This window comes from Burkholderia sp. SRS-25, assembly GCF_004343765.1.
Lineage (GTDB): Bacteria > Pseudomonadota > Gammaproteobacteria > Burkholderiales > Burkholderiaceae > Burkholderia > Burkholderia contaminans.
Window position 1 is genome coordinate 176,441 of record NZ_PTXM01000009.1, and the last position, 22,187, is coordinate 198,627.

Below are 22,187 nucleotides of genomic sequence, written 5' to 3' on the forward strand. Positions count from 1 at the left end.
GCGTCGCGAGGGCGATCGGATAACGTCGTCACCTCGTTGTCGCGCGAAATTGTCGCGAAATTTCGGGTAAACGAGATCCTTCGTGGATCGCGAAAGTGAAATGGACAGTTTGACAAATCCCGTAATTCGGGATTACAGTAAAAACACCTCAGCCAAACCCGTCGAGCAGCCGCATGAACATCCCACAGTTGGACAGCGATACCGAAGCAAGAAGCGGGGCGAGCGTCGTGCTCACCACCGCGCGAGACGCGGGCGTCGACGTCTGTTTCGCCAATCCCGGCACGACCGAGATGCCGTTCGTCGGTGCGCTCGATACCGTGGCCGGCGTGCGGTCGATCCTCGGGCTGTTCGAGGGCGTGTGCACGGGCGCGGCCGACGGCTATGGCCGCATGACCGGCAAGCCCGCGATGACGCTGCTGCACCTCGGGCCCGGCCACGCGAACGGCATTGCCAATCTGCACAACGCGCGCCGCGCCCGCACGCCGATCCTGAACATCGTCGGCGATCACACGCGCGAGCATCTGAAGTACGACGCCCCGCTGACGTCGGACATCGAATCGCTCGCCCGTCCGGTGTCGGTGTGGTATCGCAGCGTGGCGCGCGACACCGATCTCGCGACCGATACGGCCGACGCGATTTCGGCCGCGATGGGCGCGCAACGCGGCGTCGCGACCCTCGTGCTGCCGGTCGATCTTCAGTCGGCCAGCGTGCGCGGCGCGGCGTGGCCCGCCGTCGTGCGCCCGGCCGCGGTGTCGTTCGATGCCGCTCGGGTCGAACAGGTCGCCGATCTGCTGCTCAGCGGTCATCGCGCCGTCCTGCTGATGGGCGCCCGCGCGCTGTCGGCGCGCGGGCAGCGGGCGGCGGCGCGCATCGCGGCGGCCACCGGCGCGACCTGCTTCAGCGAGACTTTTCCGGCACGGGCGGAGCGCGGCGGCGGCCTGCCGGACATCGACCGCCTGCCTTACTTCCCCGAGCCGGCGCTCGCGGCGCTGGCCGGCCGGCGCGTGGTGCTGGCCGGCGCGCTCGCGCCCGTTACCTACTTCGGCTACGAGGGCATTCCGGGCGAACTCGCGCGGCCCGAGGACATCGTGACGCTCGCAACGCCCGGCGACGCGGCGGACGACGCGCTGGAGGCGCTGGCCGATCGCATCGGCGCGGCGGGGAACGACGTGGGTGTGCACGTCGAGCGCTGGCGCGTGGAGGACGGCCCGCTCACGCCGCAGGCCGTCGGCCGCGTGCTCGCGAATGCGCTGCCCGACGATGCGATCGTGTCGATCGAAGGCGGCACCTGCGGCTACCCGTTCGTGACCGCATCGGCGCGCGCGCGTCGTCACACCATTTTGACGAACACGGGCGGTGCCATCGGCCAGGGCCTGCCGGTGGCGCTCGGCGCCGCCGTCGCGTGCCCGGAGCGCCGCGTGTTCGCGCTGCAGTCCGACGGCAGCGCGCAGTACACGATCCAGTCGCTTTGGACGATGGCGCGCGAGCGTTTGCCGATCGTGATGCTGATCGCATCGAACCGGCGCTACGGGATCCTGCAGACCGAACTCGCGCGCAGCGGCCTGCCGGCCGACACGCCGCACGCGAGCCGCCTGACGCAACTGGACGATCCGCCGATCGACTGGCTCGCGTTGTCGCGCGGCTACGGCGTGCCGGCCCAGCGCGTGAGCGACGTGCATGTGCTGGCGCAAGCGCTCGACGACGCACTCGCGCATACCGACGGGCCGACGCTCATCGAAATGCAGTTGTCCTGATCGCGCCACCGGCTCCTTTCTTCAATCCCGACTCTCACCTTTCATCGACATGGATCTGCAACTGCACGGAAAAGCCGCGTTCATCACCGGCGGCAGCATGGGCATCGGCAAGGCGGTCGCGCTCGAACTGGCGCGCGAAGGCGTCAACGTCGCGATCGCCGCGCGGCGCATCGAACATCTGGAAGCGGCGGCCGCCGAGATTCGCACGGCGCTCGCGCCGCTCGGCGACGCAGCCGGCACGATCCTGCCCGTCACGGTGGATACGACCGACATGGCATCGATCGAAGCGGCGATGGCCGCGGGCGTCGAGCGCTTCGGCCGGCTCGACATCCTGCTGAACGGCGCCGCGCATCCGGGCGGCCTCGTGCGCGCCGAACTCGAACACGCGGATCCGCAGGGACTGCTGCAGGACATCGACATCAAGGTGGTCGGCTACCTGCGTTGCGCGAAGGCGGCCGCACCGTACATGCGGGCCAACGGCTTCGGCCGGATCGTTAACATCGGCGGCCTGACGGGCCGCGGCAGCAAGCAGCTGTCCGGCATGCGCAACGTGGCGATCGTGCACCTGACCAAGACGCTGTCCGACCAGCTCGGCCCGTTCGGCATCACGGTCAACACGATTCATCCGGGCGTCGTCGAAACGCCGCACATCCACGAGCTCTACGAGAAGGAAGCGCAGAAGCAGGGGCTCACCGCCGCGGAAGTCGAGGCCAACTACGTGAAGGTCACACCGATCCGCCGCGTGCTGCAGCCGGAAGAAATGGGGTGGATCGTCGCGTTTCTCGCGTCGCCGAAGTCCGGCTCGATCACCGGCGAATCGATCGGCTGCGACGGCGGGCTCACGCGCGGCATTTTTCTCTGACACAAGGAGCACTTCATGACCGCAACCGTACTGGTCGCCACCGCCGGGCAAGGCATCCTGCGCTCGAACGACGACGGCAAGACCTGGCATCGTCTCGGCCTCGCCGAACCGATCGAGTTCGACGGCATCGTGCGCGCGCTCGCGGTGGATCCCGCGACGCCGTCGCGCGTCTATGCCGGCGCCGATTCGGGGCTGTGCATCAGCGACGATGGCGGCGCGCACTGGTTCCTGCCCGAGAACCTGCTGAACGGGCAGACGGTCTGGTCGATCGCGATCGATCCGGCCAACCCGGCAGTGCTCTATGCGGGCACCGGCGCGCCGTCGCGCGCCGCGCTTTACAAGTCGAGCGACGCGGGCGCGACCTGGGAACGAACGGCGCCCGAGTTTCCGGAGTTTTGCTCGGGCGTCAATCGTCCGCGGCTGCTGACGATCTGCGTGGACCCGGACGACAGCCGCAACGTCTGGTACGGCGTGGAGGAGGGCGGCGCGTGGCGCAGCCGCGACGCCGGCGCGAGCTGGACGCGCGTGGACGGCCCCGGCTCCGCGATCCGCAACAGCGACATTCACGCGATCGCAATTCTGCCTGCCAAGCAAGGCCGGCCGGAGACCACGGTGCTGCTGACGGTCAACGCGGTGTACGTGAGCGAGGACGACGGCCTGACCTGGGACGGCAAGCTGTCGCGCGACCGCTTCGACGGGCTGTACTACACGCGCACCGTCGTGCAACTGCCGGAGCCGGAAGGCGACCTGCTGATGGCGATCGGCGACGGCACGCCGGGCAGCCGCAGCCGCATCTACCGCTCGACCGATCGCGGTTACGCGTGGCACGAGACGGATCTGCACACGCCGCCGAACTCCACGTTCTGGGCGTTCGGCGTGCACGCGGCCCAACCGGCGCTCGTGTATGCGGGCACCAAGTACGGGCACCTGTTCCGCTCGCGCGACGGCGGCCGGAACTGGACCAAGGAATGGCGCGATTTCAGCGAGATCACGGCGGTGGCGTGGACGCCGTTCGAGGCGCCGCTGGCCGCCCACGCGCAGTCGACCCACTGAGCGGAGCGAACGATGACACCGTCCGATATCCGGCAACACGCCGAGCGTGCGAACGCGAGCGGCCTGCCGCTGCCGACGCCGCGCGTGCAGCGCACTCACCTATCGCTGTTCGTGCGCGATCCCGTTCGCTCGAGCATCTGGTACGCCGACGTGCTCGGCATGACGGAAACCGCACGCGACGCGCAGTGGGTGTTCATGTCGTTCGGCCAGAAGCACCACGACATCGCGCTGATTCGCGCGGCATCCGATGCGGAGCTCGGCACGATCGGCCTGCAGCACTACGGCCTCGAAATCGCCGGCGGGCTGACCGAATTGCGCCGCCTGTACGGGATGCTGATTCGCCGCGACGTGCCGATCGTCAAGATCACCGATCACAAGGTCGGGATTGGCGTGTATTTCACGGACCCGGACGGCAACCGGCTCGAATTCTTCTGCGAGACCGTCATGGACGACGAAGAGGGCAAGCGCGTGCTGCATCGATACAACGCGCCGAGCGACCCCGTCCAGCTCGAACCGCTGTTCGACTGAGGCGCCGCCTTTCCATCCGCATCATCGACGTTTTATATAGGAATGCAAATGAGCAAGACCGCCAATTTCGAAGGTTTTCATATCCGCAAGTGGTACACGCAGATCGAGGATTCGCTCGCGAACGAAACCGGTCAGCTCGCGGACGGCGAGCCGTTGCGCAAGATCGTGATCGCCGCGGCAGTTCACAACCCGTACGCAGGGCGATTCAGCGAAAACCTCGACGATCTCGTGCGTCCGTCGCCCGCGCTCGGCAAGGAGTTTGCGCGACGCATCGCGTCGCTCGCCGACGGCCGCGCGATCGAGAGCTACGGCAAGGCGTGCCTGGTCGGTTCAGCCGGCGAATACGAACACGGCAACGCGTTCCTCACGTCGATCTTCGCGGAGCCGATCCGCGCGGCGCTGGGCGGCGGCAAATCATGGGTGCCGTCGAGCGGCAAGCGCGGCCCGATCAACACAGTGATCGACGTGCCGCTCGCGCACAAGGATGCACTCTACGTGCGCTCGCACTACGACACGGTGACGTGCCTGTTTCCCGATGCGCCGAACGACGACGAAGTGCTGGTGATCTTCGCATTCGCGACGCGCGGCCGGCTGCATGCACGGCTCGGCGGCCTGAAGGCGAGCGAGATCGTCGGTCGCGACGGTCTGGTCTGAGCGCGCATGTCGGGCGAGGAGCAGATGATGAACACGGCGTCCGTCAACGAGGGATGGATCGACAACGATGGATTGCGGCTGCACTACGTGAGCTGGGGGCGCGACGATGCGCCGACCGTGGTGATGCTGCACGGCTTGCGCAGTTACGCGCATACCTGGGCGCCCGTCGCCGCTGCGCTGGTCGACCGCTACCGGGTCGTCGCGCTCGATCAGCGCGGGCGCGGGCTGAGCGACTGGGATCCGCGACGGGACTACTACGCGGCCGCCTACGTGCGCGATCTCGACGCATTGGTGCGCGCGCTCGACCTGCGACGATTCGTGCTGGTCGGGCACTCGATGGGTGGCGCCAATGCATTCGTCTACGCGGCGGCGCAACTGGAACGGTACGCCGAAAGGCACGCCGTACGGCTCGCGGGCCTCGTGATCGAGGACATGGGCCCCGGCGCGTCGGCCGGCTCGCCGGGTTCGGAGCGCATCAAGCGCGAGCTGAAGGAAACGCCCGATGCGTTCGTGTCGTGGGACGACGCACGCACGTTCTGGCGACGCCAGCGGCCGAACATCGCGGAATCCGCGCTCGATTCGCGCATCGCGCATTCGCTGAAAGAAGACGAGCAGGGGAGGATCGTCTGGCGGCACGACGCGCAAGGGATTGCGGCCGCACGGCTCGCCGCGACACCGGAGCAGCTCGTCCATTTGTGGCCGCTGATCCTCAACTTGCACGTGCCGACGTTGCTGCTGCGCGGCGGCGACTCGGATTTCCTGTCCGCGGACGTGGCGGCCGAAATGGCGGCCGCCAATGCGGAAATCGAGCGGATCGACATTCCCGGCGCAACGCATTACGTGCATGACGATCAACCCGATGCATTCAATCGCGCATTGCGGTCGTGGCTCGATCGTCTCGATGATCCTGCATGGCGCAGCGGAGGCGCGGGCGAATGAAAGCGAACAACCTGAACCGGACGTCGGTCGCGATCGTCGGCGCGGGCCCGAACGGCGTCGCGATGGCAAACCTGCTCGGCCTTTACGGTGTCGCGACGGTGATCATCGAGAAGGCAGCGGACGTCGTCGATTTTCCGCGCGCGGTCGGCATCGACGACGAAGCATTGCGGATGTTTCAGACCGCGGGGCTCGCTGACGAACTGAGCCGCGACATCATCCAGAACGTGCCGTTGCGCATGTTCAAGGCGAATGGCGAATGCTTTGCCGATATCCGCCCGTCAAACCGCGAATTCGGCTGGTGGCGGCGCAACATCTTCATGCAGCAACTGGCCGAACACACGCTGCGCGCGGGGCTGGCGCGCTATCCGCACGTATCGCTGCGGAGCGGCGAGGAAGTGGTCGGCGTCGAACAGGACGATCGCTGCGTCACGTTGCGGGTGCGCGGTGCCGACGGCCGGCAATATGCGCTCGATGCCGACTACGTGGTGGCGGCCGACGGCGGGCGCAGCCCGATGCGCGACTGGCTCGGCATCAAGCTGGCCGGCACGACGCACCCGATCAAATGGGTCGTGGTCGACGTGAAGAACGCCGGGCTCGACCAGCCGTGCACGGCGCTGAACTGCGACCCGCGCCGCCCGAACGTGTGCATCTATCTGCCGTTCAATTTCCGGCGCTGGGAGTTTCTCGTATTCCCGCATGAAGACGCGGAGGCGATTGCCCGGCCCGAATCGATCCGCGCGCTGATCGCGCCGTACGTCGACGACGTCGAGCGCATCGAGATCGTGCGCGCACGGACCTATACGCACCATTCTCGCGTGGCCGAGCGCTTCGTGGCGGGCCGCGTGGCGCTCGTCGGCGACGCCGCCCACCTGAGCCCGCCGTGGATCGGCCAGGGCCTGAATGCGGGCTTGCGCGACGTCGGCAATCTCGCGTGGAAACTGGCAGGCGTCGTGAACGGCACGCTCGATCCCGGCGTGATCCACACCTACGAATCGGAACGCCGCGACCACGCGAAGGCGATGATCGATCTCGCGGACACGTTCGGCGCGATGCTGATGCCGACCAACCGGCTCGTCGCGTTTCTGCGCGACCGGTTCCTCGGGCTCGCGCGATATGCGCCCGGCCTGAAGGACTACGTGCTGCAGATGCGCTTCAAGCCGATGCCGAGCTATACGCGGGGCGTCGTGCTGCCGGGCGCGCCGGGCGACGCGGCGGGCAGGATGATCGCGCAGCCCGACGTCGAAACGGCCGACGGCGTGCGCCGCAAGCTCGACGACGTGCTCGGCCCGTGGTTCTCGATCGTCGGCTGGCAATGCGATCCGCAGGCATGCCTGAGCGACGACGATCGCGCGTACTGGACGGCGCTGGGTGCGACCTTCGTTCAGGTCAATCGCTCGCGTAGCGGGACGGGCCGCGCACGGCGCGTGACGAGCGCCCACGACAGCGTGTGCATCGAGGATGTCGACAACGCGCTGGCGGCATGGTTCGACCGGCATCGCGGGCCGCTCGTGGTCGTGCGCCCCGATCGCTACGTGGCCGCGCAGACGGACGCCGCCGGAATGGCCGGCGTGACCGCGGCGTTCCAGGCCTTTGCACCGCGACAACGGGAGACCGCGGATGTTTGTTGAACAACGCACCTACACGCTCGTGCCGGGCGGCGTCGCCGAGTATCTGCGGCTCTATGCGGAGTGCGGCCGCGCGCCGCAGGAGCATGCGCTCGGCACGATGGTCGGCTGTTTCGCGATGGAAATCGGACCGCTGAACCAGCTCGTCTATCTGTGGGCGTTCGATTCGCTCGACGATCGGGCCCGGCGTCGTGCCGTGCTGATGGCCGATCCCGAGTTCAGGACGTTTCGCGGCAAGGTTCGGCATCTGCTCGTCCGGCAGGAAAACCAGATTCTCCGACAGGAAATCGGCGGCCTGTTGCGTGCACCGCCGCCAGCCGCATGACGCGTTCGCCACGTCGGCCCATCGTGCAGTCTCTACCGAGGTATCCGTCTTGATTCCGTTTACGCCGCTGACTTCCCGCATGACACCTGATGCGCAACGCGATTACGCGTCGCTCCATCTGTATATCGACGGCCGGTTCCTTCAGGCCGACGGCCGCCGCACGCAGCCCGTGCTCGATCCGGGAACCGGCAGCGTGCTCGGCGACCTGCCGCATGCGACGCCGGCCGATATCGACGCCGCCGTGCGCGCCGCGCATTGTGCGTTCGCGACGTGGCGACGCGAGTCGCCGCTCGCGCGCTCGGACATCCTGCGTCGCGCGGCTGCGCTGGTGCGCGAGCGTGCGCCGGCGATCGGCCGCCACATCACGATGGACCAGGGCAAGCCGCTTCGCGAGGCGATCGCCGAGGTCGTGTCGTCCGCCGAGCAGCTCGAATGGCATGCGGAGGAGGGGCGTCGCACCTACGGCCGCGTCGTGCCGTCGCGTTCGCCGGACGTCGCGCAGACAGTGTTGCGCGAACCGATCGGCGTGTGCGCGGCGTTCTCTCCGTGGAATTTTCCGTTCAGCCAGGCGATGCACAAGATCGCGGCCGCGCTTGCGTCTGGGTGCACGCTGGTGCTGAAAGGACCCGAGGAATCGCCGAGCGCGATCGTCGCGCTCGCGCGCATCTTTCACGATGCCGGCTTGCCCGCGGGCTGCCTGAACGTCGTCTGGGGCGTGCCGGCCGACGTGTCCACGCAGCTGATCGAGTCGCCGCTCGTGCGCAAGATCTCGTTCACGGGTTCGGTGCCGGTCGGCAAGCAACTGGCGGCGCTCGCCGCGTCGCACATGAAGCGCATGACCATGGAGCTGGGCGGGCATGCGCCGGTGCTGGTCTGCGCGGACGCAGAAATCGAGCGTGCCGCGACGATGCTGGCTGCGTACAAGTTTCGCAATGCCGGGCAGGTTTGCGTGTCGCCGACGCGTTTCTTCGTGCAGCGCCCGGTGTTCGACCGGTTCGTCGGCGCGTATATCGACGCGGTCGGCAAGATTCGTGTCGGCCATGGGTTGGACGAGACGACCACGATGGGGCCGCTTGCACACGCGCGGCGCGTATCCGAGATCGACGCGTTTGTCGCCGATGCGAAGGCTAAAGGGGCGGAGATTGCCGCAGGCGGGACACGCTTGTCGGCGGCCGGGCCAGGGCACTATTTCGCACCGACGGTCGTGCTGGGCCCGGCGCGCGACACGCGGCTGATGAACGAGGAGCCGTTCGGCCCGATCGTCGGGATCGTGCCGTTCGACGCGCTCGACGATGCGCTGGACGAAGCGAACCGCTTGCCGTTCGGCCTCGCGTCGTACGCGTTCACGACGTCGGCGCGCGATGCGCACCGAATCGGCCGGGCGCTCGAAGCCGGCATGGTCAACATCAATCACTTCGGGATGGGGCCGGCGGAGATCCCGTTCGGCGGCGTGAAGGACAGCGGCTTCGGCAGCGAGGGCGGTACGGAGACGTTCGACGGCTATCTGGTCACCAAATTCATCACACAGATGAACTGAGCGAATGTCGGTCGACCATCGCGCGTGACGACGGCCGCATGCTCAGGTCGCGTCGCCGATCTGAGCGGTCGCGTCGATCAGCAGCTTGCCGAGCACGTGCTCGTCGAACAGCGCGAAGTGTTCGGCGCGAAAGACCAGCGACAGGCTGCTGTTGACCTCGCCGCTGCTGGCCGTGCGAATCGGTGCGGCGATGCCGACGAACCCTTCATCGAGTTCGCCGCGCGAAATCCAGTATCCCGCGTCGACGATCTGCTGGCAGGCGCGCCAGAACTGCGTCCAGTCGCTCGCGAACTCGCCCAGCTCGGCGTTGTGGCGTTCGTGCAGGCGCTTCAGCCGCGCGCGCGACATCGCGGCGACGATCACTTTCGACGACGCGCCCTGAAACAGCGGCATGATGCGGCCGCGGCCGAAGCCCAGTTGCAGGTTCTCGGCGCCGGTTTCGTGCATCACGTTGATGATCTGCTCGTCGAACAGCGTCGACACGAGCGCGTCGCCGCCGGTGACCTGAACCAGCTTCTGGATCACGGGCTTCGCGGCGGTGAGCGTCGGGTCCGACTGCCGCATGTTGTAGTCGAGATGGATGATGCGCGGGCCCAGCGTATAGCGGCCGTTGGTGCCGACGAGCAGGCCGACGGAGGCCAGTTCCTTCACGTAGCGATAGCACGTGGTGCGCGAAAAGCCCATGTGTTCGGCGATTTCCTCGGCCGTCATCGACGTCGCGGACGAAGAGAAGACGTCGAGGATGGACAGCATTTTGGTGAGGCTCGACATGACGTAATCCGGGATCAGACGGCTTGCGGCTAGGGAACGTGAACGACGAAGGCGGTTTCGGGTTGCCGCGCTGCGGCACGGCATGCGGCGCCGCGGGCGACAGGCCGTAGTCTAACTTAAGTCGTGCCGGCGGCAACCGGAAGCGCGTCGACGCATGCGCGGGAAGCGTGCCAGCCGTGTCGAGGTGGTTCGTTTCGATATCTATTGATATGGATTCCTATTTTAGAAAATGAAATCGCACTGGATCGATGTTGCTGCCGCGCCGGTCGGTTCACGCGCACATCGGCCGAGAAATTTCGATGAGGAGAAGCAGATGAAAGGGTGGTTCCGGATGGTGGCATGGTGCGGCTGCGGTGCCGTCGCACCGGCGTTCGCGCAATCGAGCGTGACGCTCTACGGTTCGCTGGACACGGGCGTGACCTATACGAGCGACGTGGCGTCCGCCCCGCGTGGCGGGCGCCAGCTCGCGTTGCAGGCCGGCGTGTCGCGCAACGACGTGTGGGGCCTGACGGGCAGGGAGGATCTCGGCGGCGCCAACTATGCGGTCTTTCGGCTCGAAAGCCAGTTCCAGACCTCCGACGGCGCGCTGACCGTGCCCGGCTCCGCATTCAGTTCGCAAGCCTACGTCGGGCTCGGCGGCGACTGGGGGACCGTGACGCTCGGGCGCCAGTTCGATTTCGTCGGCGATCTGATGCCGGCTTTCGCGATCGGCGCGAACACGCCGGCCGGCCTGCTCGCGTGGGGCTTGCCGGCGAATGCGTCGGCGGGCGGTGCGCTCGACAACCGCGTGTGGGGCGTCCAGGTGAACAATGCGGTGAAGTACGTGAGCCCGACGTTCGGCGGATTGTCGTTCGGCGGCCTGTGGGGCTTCGGCAACGTGCCCGGCACGGTCGCGCGCAGCAGCGTGCAAAGCGCGATGCTGTCCTACACGCAAGGCGCGTTCAGCGCCGCGCTCGCTTATTTCGGCCAGCACGATGTAACTGCCGGTGGCAATCTGCGCAATTTCTCGGGCGGTGCAGGCTACAACGTCGGGCCGTTCCGCGTCTTCGGCATGGTGTCGGACGTGCGGATCAGCGCCGCCGCGCCGCTGCGGGCCACGACCTATGACGGCGGCTTGACCTATGCGGTCACGCCGGCGTTGCAGCTCGGCGGCGGCTTCCAGTACCAGCAGCGCGGCGGCGACATCGGCTCGGCCAACCAGGTCACGTTGAGCGCCGACTATTCGCTGTCGAAGCGTACCGGCCTTTACGTGGTATTCGCACGCGGGCACGACAGTGCGTATGGCGCGCAGGTCGAGGCGGCGCTCGGCGGGGCGGCGTCCGGCTCGACGCAGACCGCGGTCCGGCTCGGGCTGCGGCATCAGTTCTGACGATGCGCGAGAAACACGGGCTGCCGCGTACGCCGCGCGCGAGCCCGTGTTTTTCCGCCGGATTCAGAACCGATGCATCATCCCGACGCGCAACGCCAGCTGGTTGCGGCCCGACGACTGCCCGGCCGTGCCGAGCACGTGCGCGTAGTCGAAATCGGTGCCGGTATGGCCGGTTGCATGCTGGTACGCGCCCTGGATGTACGTCGAGGTTCGCTTGCTCAGATCGTAGTCGAGCATCATCGACACCTGGTGCCAGTTCGGCGACGCATCGCTCGCCGCCGTCGCGACATGCGCATGCGTGTAGGTATAGGCGGCGCCGAGCCAGAGGTCCGGCCGGAAGAAATACTGGCCGTTGACCTCGAAGTTGTCGAATTTCCACGCGTTCTGCGAGCCTGCCGCCGGCTGGTTCGCGAAGTACAGATTCGACTCGGGGTTGGTCACGTCGACGTGCGAATACGCGGCGGACAGCGTCAGCTTGTCGCTGAACTTGTACGATGCGCCCGCATCGATGTTCTGCTGCGCGCGGCCGCTGACGACCGTATCGTCGCTCGACAACGCACCGCCCGCGGTCGCGCCGCCGTTGTTGGCCTTCAGGTACGCGACGGCGGCGGAGAACGCGCCCGCCTGGTACTGCACGGCGGCGCTATAGACGCGGTTCCGCGCGAAGCCCCCCGCCTGGTTCGCGAGCCCGTAGAGCACTTCGCCCTTGAAGCCGGCGTAGGAGGGCGACACGTACTTGACGCTGTTCTGGATGCGGTAGTCCCAATCGGCGTTGTCGTTGTCGTACGGGTGCGCGCCGAAGTCGCCGAGCCAGTTGCCGGTGGCCGTGAAGGTACTCCACATGTCGAGCGTGGGGTCGTACTGGCGGCCGAACGTGAGCGTGCCGAACCGGTCGGAATCGAGGCCGACGTAGGCTTGCCTGCCGAACATCCGCGACGTCACGCCGAGCGCGCCGGTGCTCGCGTTGAAGCCGTTCTCGAGCTGGAACAGCGCTCTGATCCCGCCGCCGAGATCCTCGGTGCCTTTCAGCCCCCAGTTGCTGCCGACGGTATCGCCGCTGACCATCTGGTAAGCCTTGCTGCCGCCCGCGTTGCTCGTGAAATTGACGCCTTCGTCGATCAGGCCGTACAGCGTCACGGTGCTTTGCGCATGGGCCGTCAGGCCGAATCCCATGGCGCTCGCGGCCGATACGGCCGCCATCATCTTCTTCATCGTCGATCTCCAGGTGTGGGCAGCCCACGCGGCGCGGTGCGGTTTCCGACGGCATACGTCAGCACCGGACGCGTGCAGCGAGTCCGTTTGTCGTTAGTAAAACGAAATATGAATTACGAAGAAAAGAGGCCCGCCGCGATCGGGCGGACCGGATGACGAACCGCGCCGGGCGCGCGGTTCCGCGTGGCGGCGGCGTTACAGCATCCGTCGCAGCACGTCGTTTTCCGGGTTGCGGTCGAAGAACCGGTGTTTCAGCGCGCCAAGCACATGCAGCACGATGAGCGCGAGCAACGTATAGGCGAGCGTTTTGTGCAGCCACTGAAACGCCTCGAACCAATGGTCGTTCTTCGGCAGCAGCTCGGGTACGCGGAAAAAGAAGAACGGCACGCCGTCGCTCTGCGTATACGTGCTGGACATCGAATAGCCCATCAGCGGCACGATGATCGCGAGCGCATACAGCAGGTAATGGCCGATCTTCGCGAGCGTGCGATCGAGCGTCGGCAGCGTGGAGGGTAGCGGCGGCAACGGCTTCATCGCGCGAATCGCCAGTTGCGTGACGACCACCAGCAGCGTGAGCACGCCGAACTCCTTGTGCGTCGGGTAGTACCAGTCGAACTTGGCCGGCAGGTTGTCGTCGAGCCGGACCATCGTCCAGCCGGTCCACAGCTGCGCGCCGATCAGGATCGCCCTGACCCAGTGCAGCAACCGAAGCGCGAGCGGGTATTTCTCCGCGGGGAATGCAATGGCCTGGTTGTCCATTTGACTTGTCTTCCTTTGAAACGACATTGCGACAGGCGGGATGCCGATCGTCGACTTCGGCGTCCCGCGGCGATCTACGTCGAACCGAGGCCGGATCGCGATACGCACGGACCTTCGACGAAAAGCCCGTGCGTCGGGCTGTTTCGCGCGGTCAGGCGATCGCGCGCGAATCCGCGCAGCACTCCTGCAACGCCTCGCGCAGTGTCACGGCCATGAAGTCGGCTTCGCCAGGCTGCAGCGTGAGCGGCGGCGACATCACCACCTTGTTCGCGATCGCCCGCACCAGCACGCCGCGCCGACGCGCCGCATCGGCCACGCGGGCGGCGAACCCCTGGCCCGGATCGAGCGGCGTGCGGCTGGCCTTGTCGGTCACCAGATCGAGCGCCAGCATCAGCCCCTTGCCGCGGACGTCGCCGACCGTCTCGAAGTCGGCCTTCAGCGGCAGCAATTGCTCGAGCAGGCGCTGCCCGACCCGCGCCGCGTTGCCCGGCAGATCCTCGGCCTCGACGATGTCGAGCACCGCGAGCGACGCGGCGCACGCGAGCGGATGGCCGCTGTACGTATAGCCGTGCATGACCACGTGCGAGAAGCCCGCGCCATGTTCGATCGCGTCGGCGATCCGCCCGTTGTACAGCGTCGCGCCGAGCGGCACGTAGCCGGCGGAGATGCCCTTGGCGACGCACAGGATGTCGGCGGCGACGCCCCAGCCGCGGCTGCCGAGCAGGCTGCCGGTGCGGCCGAAGCCGGTGACCACCTCGTCGGCGATCAGCAGGATGCCGTTGCGGTCGCACACGGCCCGCACGCGCGCCCAGTAATCGGCCGGCGGGACGATCAGGCCGCCGGCGCCCTGCACCGGTTCGGCGACGAATGCGGCAATGGTCTGCGGGCCGTGGAACGCGATCGTTTCCTCGAGCTGCCGGATGCAGTGCTCGACGAGCTGGTGCGGATCGTCGCAATTCCACGGATTGCGATAGAGCCACGGCGTGTCGAGCAGCACGCAGCCGGGCAGCAGCGGGCCATGATTGTAATGGTAGACGCCGTTGCCGCCGATCGACGTGCCGCCCATGTGCACGCCGTGATAGCCGTTGCGCAGCGACAGGAATTTCGTGCGCGACGGCTCGCCCGCGGCGACCCAGTACTGGCGCGCCATCTTGAGCGCGGTCTCGATCGCGTCGGAGCCGCCGCTGCCGAACATCACCCGCTGCATGTCTTCCTGCGCGAACATCGCGCACAGGCGGTCGGCCAGATCGTAGACGCGCGGATGGGCGACGCCGTCGAAGGTCTGGTAGTACGACAGCTCGTCCATCTGCCGCGCGATCGCGCTTTTCACTTCCGGCCGGTTGTGGCCGACGTTGACGTTCCACAGTCCGCCGACGCCGTCGAGCATGCGGTGGCCGTCGACGTCGTACACGTAGTTGCCGTCGCCGCGCTCGATGATCACGGTGGGAGTCGTATGCCCGGCGGCCGCCGAGCTCATCGGGTGCCAGAATCGTTTTTGACGCTTTTGATAGTCCATGGTGTCTCTCGTCTCTCTTACGAAGTGCTTGAACAGGGGGCGGCGCGGTGTGCGCCGCCGGATCACAGGGCTGCGGTGATGATCTTTTCCTCGAGGTACGAATCGAGCGCGGCCTTCGACAGGTCGCGCCCGATCCCGCTTTGCTTGGTGCCGCCCCACGGCAGGCGCGCGTCGATCGGGCTCCACGCATTGATCGCGACCGCGCCGATGTCGAGCCGCTCGGCGACGCGGTGCGCGGTGCCGACGTCCTGCGTCCACACCGACGCCGACAGGCCGAACGGCGTGTCGTTGGCGACGCGAACGGCGTCGTCCTCGGTCTCGAACGGCATCACCATGCCGACCGGGCCGAACACCTCGTCGCGGGCGATCCGCATGCCCGGATGGACCCCGCCCAGAATCGTCGGGCGCATGAAGCAGCCGCGCGGCGGCACCTGTTCGTCGCCGGCTAGCATCACCGCGCCTTCGGCGAGCGCGCCGTCGACGAGCGCGCGGACGCGCGCGAGGTGGCGCGGGTTGATCAGCGCGCCCATCTGCACGCCGGGCTCCGACGGCGGACCGACGCGCATCGCCCGGGCCGCGTCGGCAAGCCGTTCTTCGAGCGCGTGCGCGATCGAGCGGTGCGCGAGCACGCGCGAGCCGGCCGCGCACGTCTGCCCCTGGTTCGCGAACATGCCGGCCATCAACGACGGAATCGCCCGGTCGAGATCGGTATCCGCGAACACGATCTGCGCGGCCTTGCCGCCGAGTTCGAGCGTGACGCGCTTGAAGGTCTTCGCTGCCACGCCCGCGATCGCGCGGCCGACTTCGGTGCTGCCGGTGAAGCTGATCTTGTTCACGAGCGGGTGCGCGACCAGCGCGGCGCCGACTTCAGCGCCCACGCCGTGGACGATGTTGACGACCCCGGCGGGCAGGCCGGCTTCGCAGACGAGCTCGCCGAGCCGGGCGACGGCCAGCGGCGCGTCCTCCGACGGCTTGATGACCACCGGGCAGCCGGCCGCGAGCGCCGGCGCGAGCTTCCACACGGCGATCATCAACGGCGCGTTCCACGGGATGATCTGACCGGCGACGCCCACCGGCGCACGCCGCGTGTAGCTGAGGGTCGGGCGGCCCATGAAGCCGTCGGTCGGAATCGTGCGGCCCTCGAGCTTGTCGGCCCAGCCGGCGAAGTAGCGCAGCGTGTCGATGCACATTGGCAGGTCCATCATCCGCATCTCGGCAAGCGGGCGCCCTTGTTCGACGGCCAGGCATTCCGCCAGCGCGTCACGGTCGCGCTCTACCAGGTCCGCCAGCCGAAGCAGCCAGCGGGCGCGGGCCGGGCCGCCAGCTCGGGCCCACGCGTCGCCGTGCAGCGCGGCGTGCGCGGCACGCACCGCGCGATCGACGTCTTCGGCGGTCGATGCGGGCACGGCGGCCACGTAGTCGCCGGTCGCCGGCGCCAGTTTTTCGAAGGTACGGCCGGCCGCTGCGTCGCAATGCCTGCCGTCGATCAGATTCTGAATTTTCATCATGGTGTTCCGTGTTTCCCAGGGGCGAATCGTCGGGCCGAACGGGTGAGGGCGATGGCAACTACCCCTGCCACCGTCAGGCTTCGACGTCGCATTCACTGTATGTCGATGAAAACGCGCGCCTTGTCCGCTATCGGCAATCGTTGCGGCGCGATCGGGATAGGGAATACCCGTGCCGGCGCGACGCATGGCGCGTCGCGTCGGCAGCGGGAAATGCGCGGGGAGTGAACAACGAGACGACGGTGCGGCGCGGCACCGTCCGGGCAGCGACTACTGGGCGGCGCGCCCGAGTTCGCGATACAGGTCGGGGTCGCTGCGCTTCAAGCGCAGCGCGGCGCGGATGCCGAGCGCGCCGACGGCGACGAGGAAATACGGAAACATCGCGACGAAGGTCGAATCCGATCCGCTCAGCACGGACAGGTTGCGCACGACCAGCACGAGGCACGCGCCGAGCGCAATCACGCTGACGAGCGGCGCGATCAGCCGATGCACGACGCCGGCGTCGCGGTGATCGCGCGCGAAGAACGCGATCACCGACGCCGCCACAAGGATCTGCACCCCGATGATGCCGATCGTGGCCAGTGCGCTCATCCACGAGAACACGACCGCGAACGGATCGAGGCGGAACGCGGCCGACCCGACGATAGCCGCGAGCGCGATCAGCGTCTGCACCTTGCCCGCGACGTCCGGGCAACGATGCACGGGGCATGTATGGCCGAGCTTGCGCCACAGCACGCGTTCGCGGCCCATCGCGTAGAAATAGCGCGTGATCGTGTTGTGGAACGACAGGATGGCCGCGAACAGGCTCGTGACGAGCAGCACGTTCATCGCGTCCGTCGCGATGCCGCCGAGCAGCCGGCCGCTGACGGCAAACCAGAGATTGGCCGGATCGCGCGCGGCCTGCGCGGCGATCGCGCGCTCGCCCCATGCCTCGACGATCGCCCACGACGACAGCGCGTAAAACGCCATGATGAGAATTACGGCCAGGTAGGTCGCGCGCGGAATCGTGCGCTTCGGGTCGCGCGCCTCCTCGGAGAAGATCGCCGTCGCCTCGAAGCCCATGTACGAGCCGAGCACGAACACGAGCGCGGTGCCGAGCCCGGGCGCGAACACCATCGCGGGGCTGAACGGTTTCGCGCTGAAGCCGCCGGCGCTCGCGCCGTGCACGACGATCGCGAGATCGAGCAGCATCACGATCGCGATTTCGCCGATCATCAGCATGCCGAGCAGCCGGCCGCTGAACTCGATGCGCCGCGCGCCGCAGAAGTGGACCGCGACGACGCATGCGAGCGCGAACGCCCACCACGGCACGTCGACGCCGTAGTGCCGCTGGATGCTGTCGTTCAGGAAGAAGCCGAACATGCAGTAGATCGCGATCTGCACCGCGTTGTACGCGACGATCGCGACGAACGCGCCGCCCACGCCGGCGGGGCGTCCCAGTCCGTTCGCGATGTACGCGTAGAACGCGCCCGCATTGGAGATGTGCCGGCTCATCGCCGCATAGCCGATGCTGAAGATCAGGTACATGACGCCCGCCAGCACGAATACGCCGGGCACGCCGGAGCCGTTGCCGAGCGAGAATGCCGCGGGCGTCGCGCCGACCATCGCGGTGAGCGGCGCGGCCGCGGCGACGACGAAGAAGACGATGTGGGAGAGTCCGACGGCGTTCTTGCTGAGCCCCGCTTCGGACCGGGGTGACGATTCGTTCATGAGTGGTCCCGCTGGCCGGCTCGTCCGTCAGGAGTCGACACCGGCATGCCTGATCGATATCCCCGTGCCGCGGCCGATCCTGACGAGCCGGCAATCGATGCCGACCTTCGTCGACGACACGGGTATGCGCTTGGACGGCCGCTCGATGCGGTGCAGCGCGCATGCGAGCAGGGCCGACGACAAAATTTACGGTGCCGAAAAAGCGGGCGTTGTCCGGAATCGGCAATCCGCATGCGCGGGGGCGGCAGGGGATTACCCGGATGCGACGCCGCGATGCGTGGGTCGCGCGCTCAGCTCAGGCGCGGCGTGTGCGATGGCAGCTCGTGGAAATGCTGCTGGTAGTACGCGGAGAAGCGTCCGAAGTGGCAAAAGCCGAATTGCGCCGCCGCATCGCCGATCCGCATCGTGTCGGGCGTCGTCATCAGGAAGCGGCGCACGGCGTTCAGCCGGATCGAGCGGAGGTAGGCGGTCGGCGTGGTGCCGACCACGTTCTGGAAGCTGTATTGCAGCGTGCGGCGGCTGATCCGCAAGTGGTGACAGAGATCGATCACCGTCGGCACGTCGTCGGATTCCAGCGCGATTTCCTGGCTGCGGCGCACGATGTAGCTTTGCGTCGAGGCCGACGGCAGCGCACCGGCATCCGGGTCGTCGGGCTGCACGAGGTCGAGCAGGATGCCGACCAGACTGTGCGCGAGCACGCGTTCGTCGAATGCGTCGCGGGCGGTGAGCGAACCGCTGTCGAGCGCCTGGCCCAGCACGCGTTCGAGGCCGTCCAGCGCGTTGCGGTAGCGCGCGGGCGAGATCGGCAGCACCGGCTGCTTCAGGAAACGTGCGGGCAGGTTCGCGAGTTCATCCACCTCGCGATCGGCCGCGAGCGAGCGGTCGATCGTGAACGCGAGCACCTCGGTGTCGCACGGCAGATGGGCGACGAACTCCTCGCCGCCGCGCAGTGTCAGCAGGCTCGGGCGCTCGACGATGCGCCCCTGGACCACGGGCGCGACCGCATTGGCGATCGGCAGGGCGAAGCAGAGCCGGTCGCGCGGCGCGAGGCCGTGCTGCATCACGCGCTGGTTGATGCGTTCGCGAAAGACGTGAAAACGCTGGCCGGCGACCTGGCGCAGCGTGGTCGTCGCGGTGCCGGGACTGATCTGGTCGTAGTGCTGCGACCAGTTCACGATCGCCTGGGAATGGAGGAACACATCCGAGAAGCACAGTGTTTCAGCGCGCAGGTTCATGGCGTGGCGAATGCATCCCGTTTCAAATTCGATGCCGGCCGAAGCCGGCTCATGCTGCGGCGCGGGCAGCGCGATCGCGCCATGCGCGCGCCGCCCGGATGACTTCCGAACGCGCGGTGCGACGCACTCAGTCCTGCCGACGATCATATCCAGAAAAAAACACCGCGTGACGCGATCGAAACGCCCGGTGGCGCTTGTCGAGCGAGCACCCTGCGGAAGGCGATGCAGCGTAACCGAACCGAAAGAAATTCGGGGTGCCGGGCGATATCGACAAGCGAATGTCGTTGACAATCGTATTTTTTATGAATCTCATTATAAGGGATTTGGTTTATTTTTGAGGTGGGGTTTACACATGGTGTCGCGCACGACCTGGTAACGTGGACTTCATGGTTAAGACGATCGAGTAGCATAGAGATTTTCTTACAAATCTGACGAATGCAGATCGGCAGCCTGACGCAGGCGGCGTGCGACGTCTTCTCTCGTGTTAACTACCAATAAATCCCGAAATACGGGATTTGTATAATTGCCTCGCAACGCCTCGCCTGTTCGTGACGCATGTCCACATACCGGGAGCGGTCCATGTCCGAGTCACCCCCTGCCTTGTTGTATCGTCGGATCGCGCTGCGCGTGATCCCGTTTCTGTTCGTCTGCTACGTGATCAACTTCATCGATCGCGTCAACATCGGCTTCGCCAAGCTGCAGTTCCTGCAGGATCTCGGCTTGAGTGAAGCCGTATTCGGCTCCGCGACGGCCATCTTCTTCATCAGTTACGCCGCCTTCGAGGTGCCGAGCAACCTGGTGCTGGCGCGCATCGGCGCGAGCCGCACGCTGATGCGGATCATGGTGCTGTGGGGCCTGTGCACGGTCGCGCAGATGTTCGTGACCGGCCGCGTGTCGCTGTACGTGGTGCGCTTTCTGCTCGGCGCCGCCGAGGCCGGCTTCTTTCCGGGCCTGATCCTGTACCTGTCGTACTGGTTTCCGGATGCGGTGCGCGCCCGCGTCAACAGCGTGCTGCTGCTCGCCGTTCCGGTCGCCGGGATGATCGGCGGGCCGTTGTCCGGCTGGATCATGGCCCAACTGCAGGACACGATGGGGTTGCGCGGATGGCAGTGGCTGTTCCTGATCGAGGGATTGCCGGCCATCGCGCTCGGGCTGGTTGCGCCGCTGATGCTGAGCGACCGGCCGGAGCGGGCGGCATGGCTGTCGCCTGCGGACCGGCAGGCGCTCTTGCGGGATCTGGACGCGGAGCGCGCGTCGGCCGTGGTCGGCCATGACCGGGCGGGCGTGTTCGACATCGTTCGCAACGCGCGTGTGCTGGGGCTGGCGGCGATCTATTTCTGCGTCTACGTCGGGATGGGGACGGTGACGTTCTGGTCGCCGACGGTGCTGAAGGCGGCCGGGGTGGCGAGCGTCACCGGAATCGGTTGGTTGTCCGGACTGATTTCCGTGTTCACGATGATCGGCAACGTGGCGATCGCATGGAGTTCCGACCGATACGGCGAGCGCCGCTGGCATACGGTGGCCTGCATGCTCGTCACCGCGTGCAGTCTGCTGCTCCTGCGCTTCTCGGTCGGCCATGTAGCGATCACCGTTGCCTTGCTTGCGATCGCGCAGCTGTGCGCGTTCACCGTGCCGATTGTGTTCTGGACGATTCCGGCTGCCCAGTTGACCGGCCGGGCGGCGGCAGCGGGCATCGCGGTGATCAGCATGCTGGGTTCGCTCGGCGGCGCGTTCAGTTCGTGGCTGGTCGGTGTTCTGTTCGCACGTACCGGCGCGCCGTATGCCGGGTTCGCGGTGGTCGCGGGGCTGCTGGTGGTCGGCGCGGTGCTGATGACGAGCCTGGTGCCGCGCACGCTGCCGTCGCGCCGCACGGCGCGCGAACGGGCCGCGTTGCAGGGCGCTGAATAGCGCGTTGTCAGCGCCCGCGCACGCTCAATCCGGATCGGCTTTCAGTCCACCCTCGATCCACCGCGCTTCCGACGCGCGCAGATGCGCACGAATGGCCGTCTGCGCCGCAATCGGATCGCCGGCCTGCAGCGCGAGCAGCACGTCCTCGTGCTCGCGCACGGCGGCGGTCCACGTCTGCGGATTCTCCGCGTGGCCGCGCATCGCGGTCGCGATCGGGTCGTGGCGGCTGTCGAACAGCTCGCCGACGAAGCGGGTGAGCACCGAGTTGCCGGCGGCTTCCGCGATCAGCATGTGGAACTGCCGGTCGGCTTCGACCGGGGATTTGCCGGCCTCCGCGAGCCGCTTCATACGCTGCACCGTGCGGCGCAGTCGTTCGAGCATCGCAGCCGTCATCCGCGCGGCGGCCAGTGCGGCGACGCTGCCTTCGACGGCCGCGCGAGCCTGCATCAATTCCGACGGACTGTCGCCGAGCGTGGCCATCGGGCCGACGGCGTCGGCCGCGGTGTCGCGCACATACACGCCGGAGCCCATCCGGATCTCGATCTGGCCGCCGATTTCCAGCGCGATCAGCGCCTCGCGAAGCGACGGGCGCGATACGCCGAGCGTCAGCGCCAGCTCGCGCTCCGGCGGCAGCCGCTCGCCGATCGCGAATTCGCCCTGACGAATCAACGCGACGATCTGGGCCGCGACCGATTGGTAAAGCCGCTTGGGTTCTGTCGATTTCATCCGATTGATTGGGATCAATGCGCTTTGGGCGCAAGCGCGTGTCGCGGAGTCTATCACGCCTGCCGCATCACCCCGTGCGGCGGGGCATTCATCCCGATGTCCGGGTTTTCACCATTGGTAAGATCAGATGTGAATAGTTAAATTGGCTTGACCAAAAGTGGTTTGATTGCTGTAATTCATCCAAATTGGACTGACCGGA

19 protein-coding genes are annotated in these 22,187 nt (G+C 67.1%); 11 read left to right on the forward strand and 8 right to left on the reverse strand.

The window, feature by feature from the left end; genetic code table 11:
- Window positions 1-173 precede the first annotated feature (173 nt).
- The 9 genes from C5O79_RS14365 to C5O79_RS14405 all read left to right on the forward strand — a co-directional run bounded on the left by C5O79_RS14365 (window position 174) and on the right by C5O79_RS14405 (window position 9,277).
- Window positions 174-1,754: an acetolactate synthase large subunit gene (locus tag C5O79_RS14365; protein WP_039356014.1), complete on the forward strand. Its 1,581-nt coding sequence runs from the start codon at window positions 174-176 to the stop codon at window positions 1,752-1,754.
- A gap of 49 nt (window positions 1,755-1,803) precedes the next feature.
- Window positions 1,804-2,616 (forward strand): SDR family oxidoreductase, encoded by an 813-nt coding sequence (locus C5O79_RS14370; protein ID WP_039356016.1) that lies wholly within the window; start codon window positions 1,804-1,806, stop codon window positions 2,614-2,616.
- A 15-nt stretch (window positions 2,617-2,631) separates the two neighbouring features.
- Window positions 2,632-3,669 (forward strand): sialidase family protein, encoded by a 1,038-nt coding sequence (locus C5O79_RS14375; protein WP_122478599.1) that lies wholly within the window; start codon window positions 2,632-2,634, stop codon window positions 3,667-3,669.
- A 12-nt stretch (window positions 3,670-3,681) separates the two neighbouring features.
- Complete coding sequence (locus tag C5O79_RS14380; RefSeq protein WP_039356023.1) at window positions 3,682-4,197, forward strand: VOC family protein; 516 nt, start codon at window positions 3,682-3,684, stop codon at window positions 4,195-4,197.
- 48 nt (window positions 4,198-4,245) lie between these two features.
- Window positions 4,246-4,851, forward strand: a complete 606-nt coding sequence (locus C5O79_RS14385) for an amino acid synthesis family protein (RefSeq protein ID WP_039356026.1) — start codon at window positions 4,246-4,248, stop codon at window positions 4,849-4,851.
- Between the two features lie 27 nt (window positions 4,852-4,878).
- A complete protein-coding gene (locus C5O79_RS14390) occupies window positions 4,879-5,790 on the forward strand; it encodes an alpha/beta hydrolase (protein ID WP_174242179.1) in 912 nt (303 codons plus the stop codon).
- The gene (locus tag C5O79_RS14395; RefSeq protein ID WP_122478603.1) at window positions 5,787-7,418 is read left to right on the forward strand and encodes a bifunctional 3-(3-hydroxy-phenyl)propionate/3-hydroxycinnamic acid hydroxylase; all 1,632 of its coding nucleotides are present in this window, start codon (window positions 5,787-5,789) and stop codon (window positions 7,416-7,418) included. The genes C5O79_RS14390 and C5O79_RS14395 overlap by 4 nt, the downstream gene beginning before the upstream one ends.
- Window positions 7,408-7,740 carry an NIPSNAP family protein gene (locus tag C5O79_RS14400; protein ID WP_122478605.1) on the forward strand — a complete coding sequence of 111 codons (333 nt, stop codon included), beginning with the start codon at window positions 7,408-7,410 and terminating at the stop codon, window positions 7,738-7,740. The genes C5O79_RS14395 and C5O79_RS14400 overlap by 11 nt, the downstream gene beginning before the upstream one ends.
- 79 nt (window positions 7,741-7,819) lie before the next feature.
- Window positions 7,820-9,277, forward strand: a complete 1,458-nt coding sequence (locus C5O79_RS14405) for an NAD-dependent succinate-semialdehyde dehydrogenase (protein WP_174242181.1) — start codon at window positions 7,820-7,822, stop codon at window positions 9,275-9,277.
- Between the two features lie 42 nt (window positions 9,278-9,319).
- On the opposite strand, the gene C5O79_RS14410 is transcribed toward C5O79_RS14405, so the two are convergent.
- A complete protein-coding gene (locus C5O79_RS14410) occupies window positions 9,320-10,048 on the reverse strand; it encodes an IclR family transcriptional regulator (protein WP_039356037.1) in 729 nt (242 codons plus the stop codon).
- Between the two features lie 313 nt (window positions 10,049-10,361).
- Here C5O79_RS14410 and C5O79_RS14415 point away from each other — a divergent pair, with 313 nt between their 5' ends.
- On the forward strand, window positions 10,362-11,417 hold the full coding sequence (locus C5O79_RS14415; RefSeq protein WP_122479085.1) for a porin: 1,056 nt from the start codon (window positions 10,362-10,364) through the stop codon (window positions 11,415-11,417).
- Between the two features lie 63 nt (window positions 11,418-11,480).
- On the opposite strand, the gene C5O79_RS14420 is transcribed toward C5O79_RS14415, so the two are convergent.
- From C5O79_RS14420 to C5O79_RS14445, 6 genes are all read right to left on the reverse strand, one after another.
- On the reverse strand, window positions 11,481-12,629 hold the full coding sequence (locus C5O79_RS14420) for a porin (protein WP_122478611.1): 1,149 nt from the start codon (window positions 12,627-12,629) through the stop codon (window positions 11,481-11,483).
- 195 nt (window positions 12,630-12,824) lie between these two features.
- On the reverse strand, window positions 12,825-13,388 hold the full coding sequence (locus C5O79_RS14425; protein ID WP_039356042.1) for a cytochrome b/b6 domain-containing protein: 564 nt from the start codon (window positions 13,386-13,388) through the stop codon (window positions 12,825-12,827).
- A gap of 151 nt (window positions 13,389-13,539) precedes the next feature.
- The gene (locus C5O79_RS14430; protein ID WP_122478613.1) at window positions 13,540-14,904 is read right to left on the reverse strand and encodes an aspartate aminotransferase family protein; all 1,365 of its coding nucleotides are present in this window, start codon (window positions 14,902-14,904) and stop codon (window positions 13,540-13,542) included.
- Between the two features lie 62 nt (window positions 14,905-14,966).
- Window positions 14,967-16,412, reverse strand: a complete 1,446-nt coding sequence (locus C5O79_RS14435) for an aldehyde dehydrogenase family protein (RefSeq protein WP_039356047.1) — start codon at window positions 16,410-16,412, stop codon at window positions 14,967-14,969.
- A gap of 267 nt (window positions 16,413-16,679) precedes the next feature.
- The gene (locus tag C5O79_RS14440) at window positions 16,680-18,119 is read right to left on the reverse strand and encodes an APC family permease (RefSeq protein ID WP_039356050.1); all 1,440 of its coding nucleotides are present in this window, start codon (window positions 18,117-18,119) and stop codon (window positions 16,680-16,682) included.
- A 290-nt stretch (window positions 18,120-18,409) separates the two neighbouring features.
- Window positions 18,410-19,354, reverse strand: coding sequence for a helix-turn-helix domain-containing protein (locus tag C5O79_RS14445; RefSeq protein ID WP_122479087.1), 945 nt, complete (start codon window positions 19,352-19,354; stop codon window positions 18,410-18,412).
- A 579-nt stretch (window positions 19,355-19,933) separates the two neighbouring features.
- On the opposite strand from C5O79_RS14445, the gene C5O79_RS14450 reads away from it, so the two are divergent.
- On the forward strand, window positions 19,934-21,262 hold the full coding sequence (locus C5O79_RS14450) for an MFS transporter (RefSeq protein ID WP_122478616.1): 1,329 nt from the start codon (window positions 19,934-19,936) through the stop codon (window positions 21,260-21,262).
- 24 nt (window positions 21,263-21,286) lie between these two features.
- Here C5O79_RS14450 and C5O79_RS14455 read toward each other — a convergent pair whose 3' ends face one another.
- Window positions 21,287-21,988, reverse strand: coding sequence for a FadR/GntR family transcriptional regulator (locus tag C5O79_RS14455; RefSeq protein ID WP_034209092.1), 702 nt, complete (start codon window positions 21,986-21,988; stop codon window positions 21,287-21,289).
- Window positions 21,989-22,187: the final 199 nt, after the last annotated feature.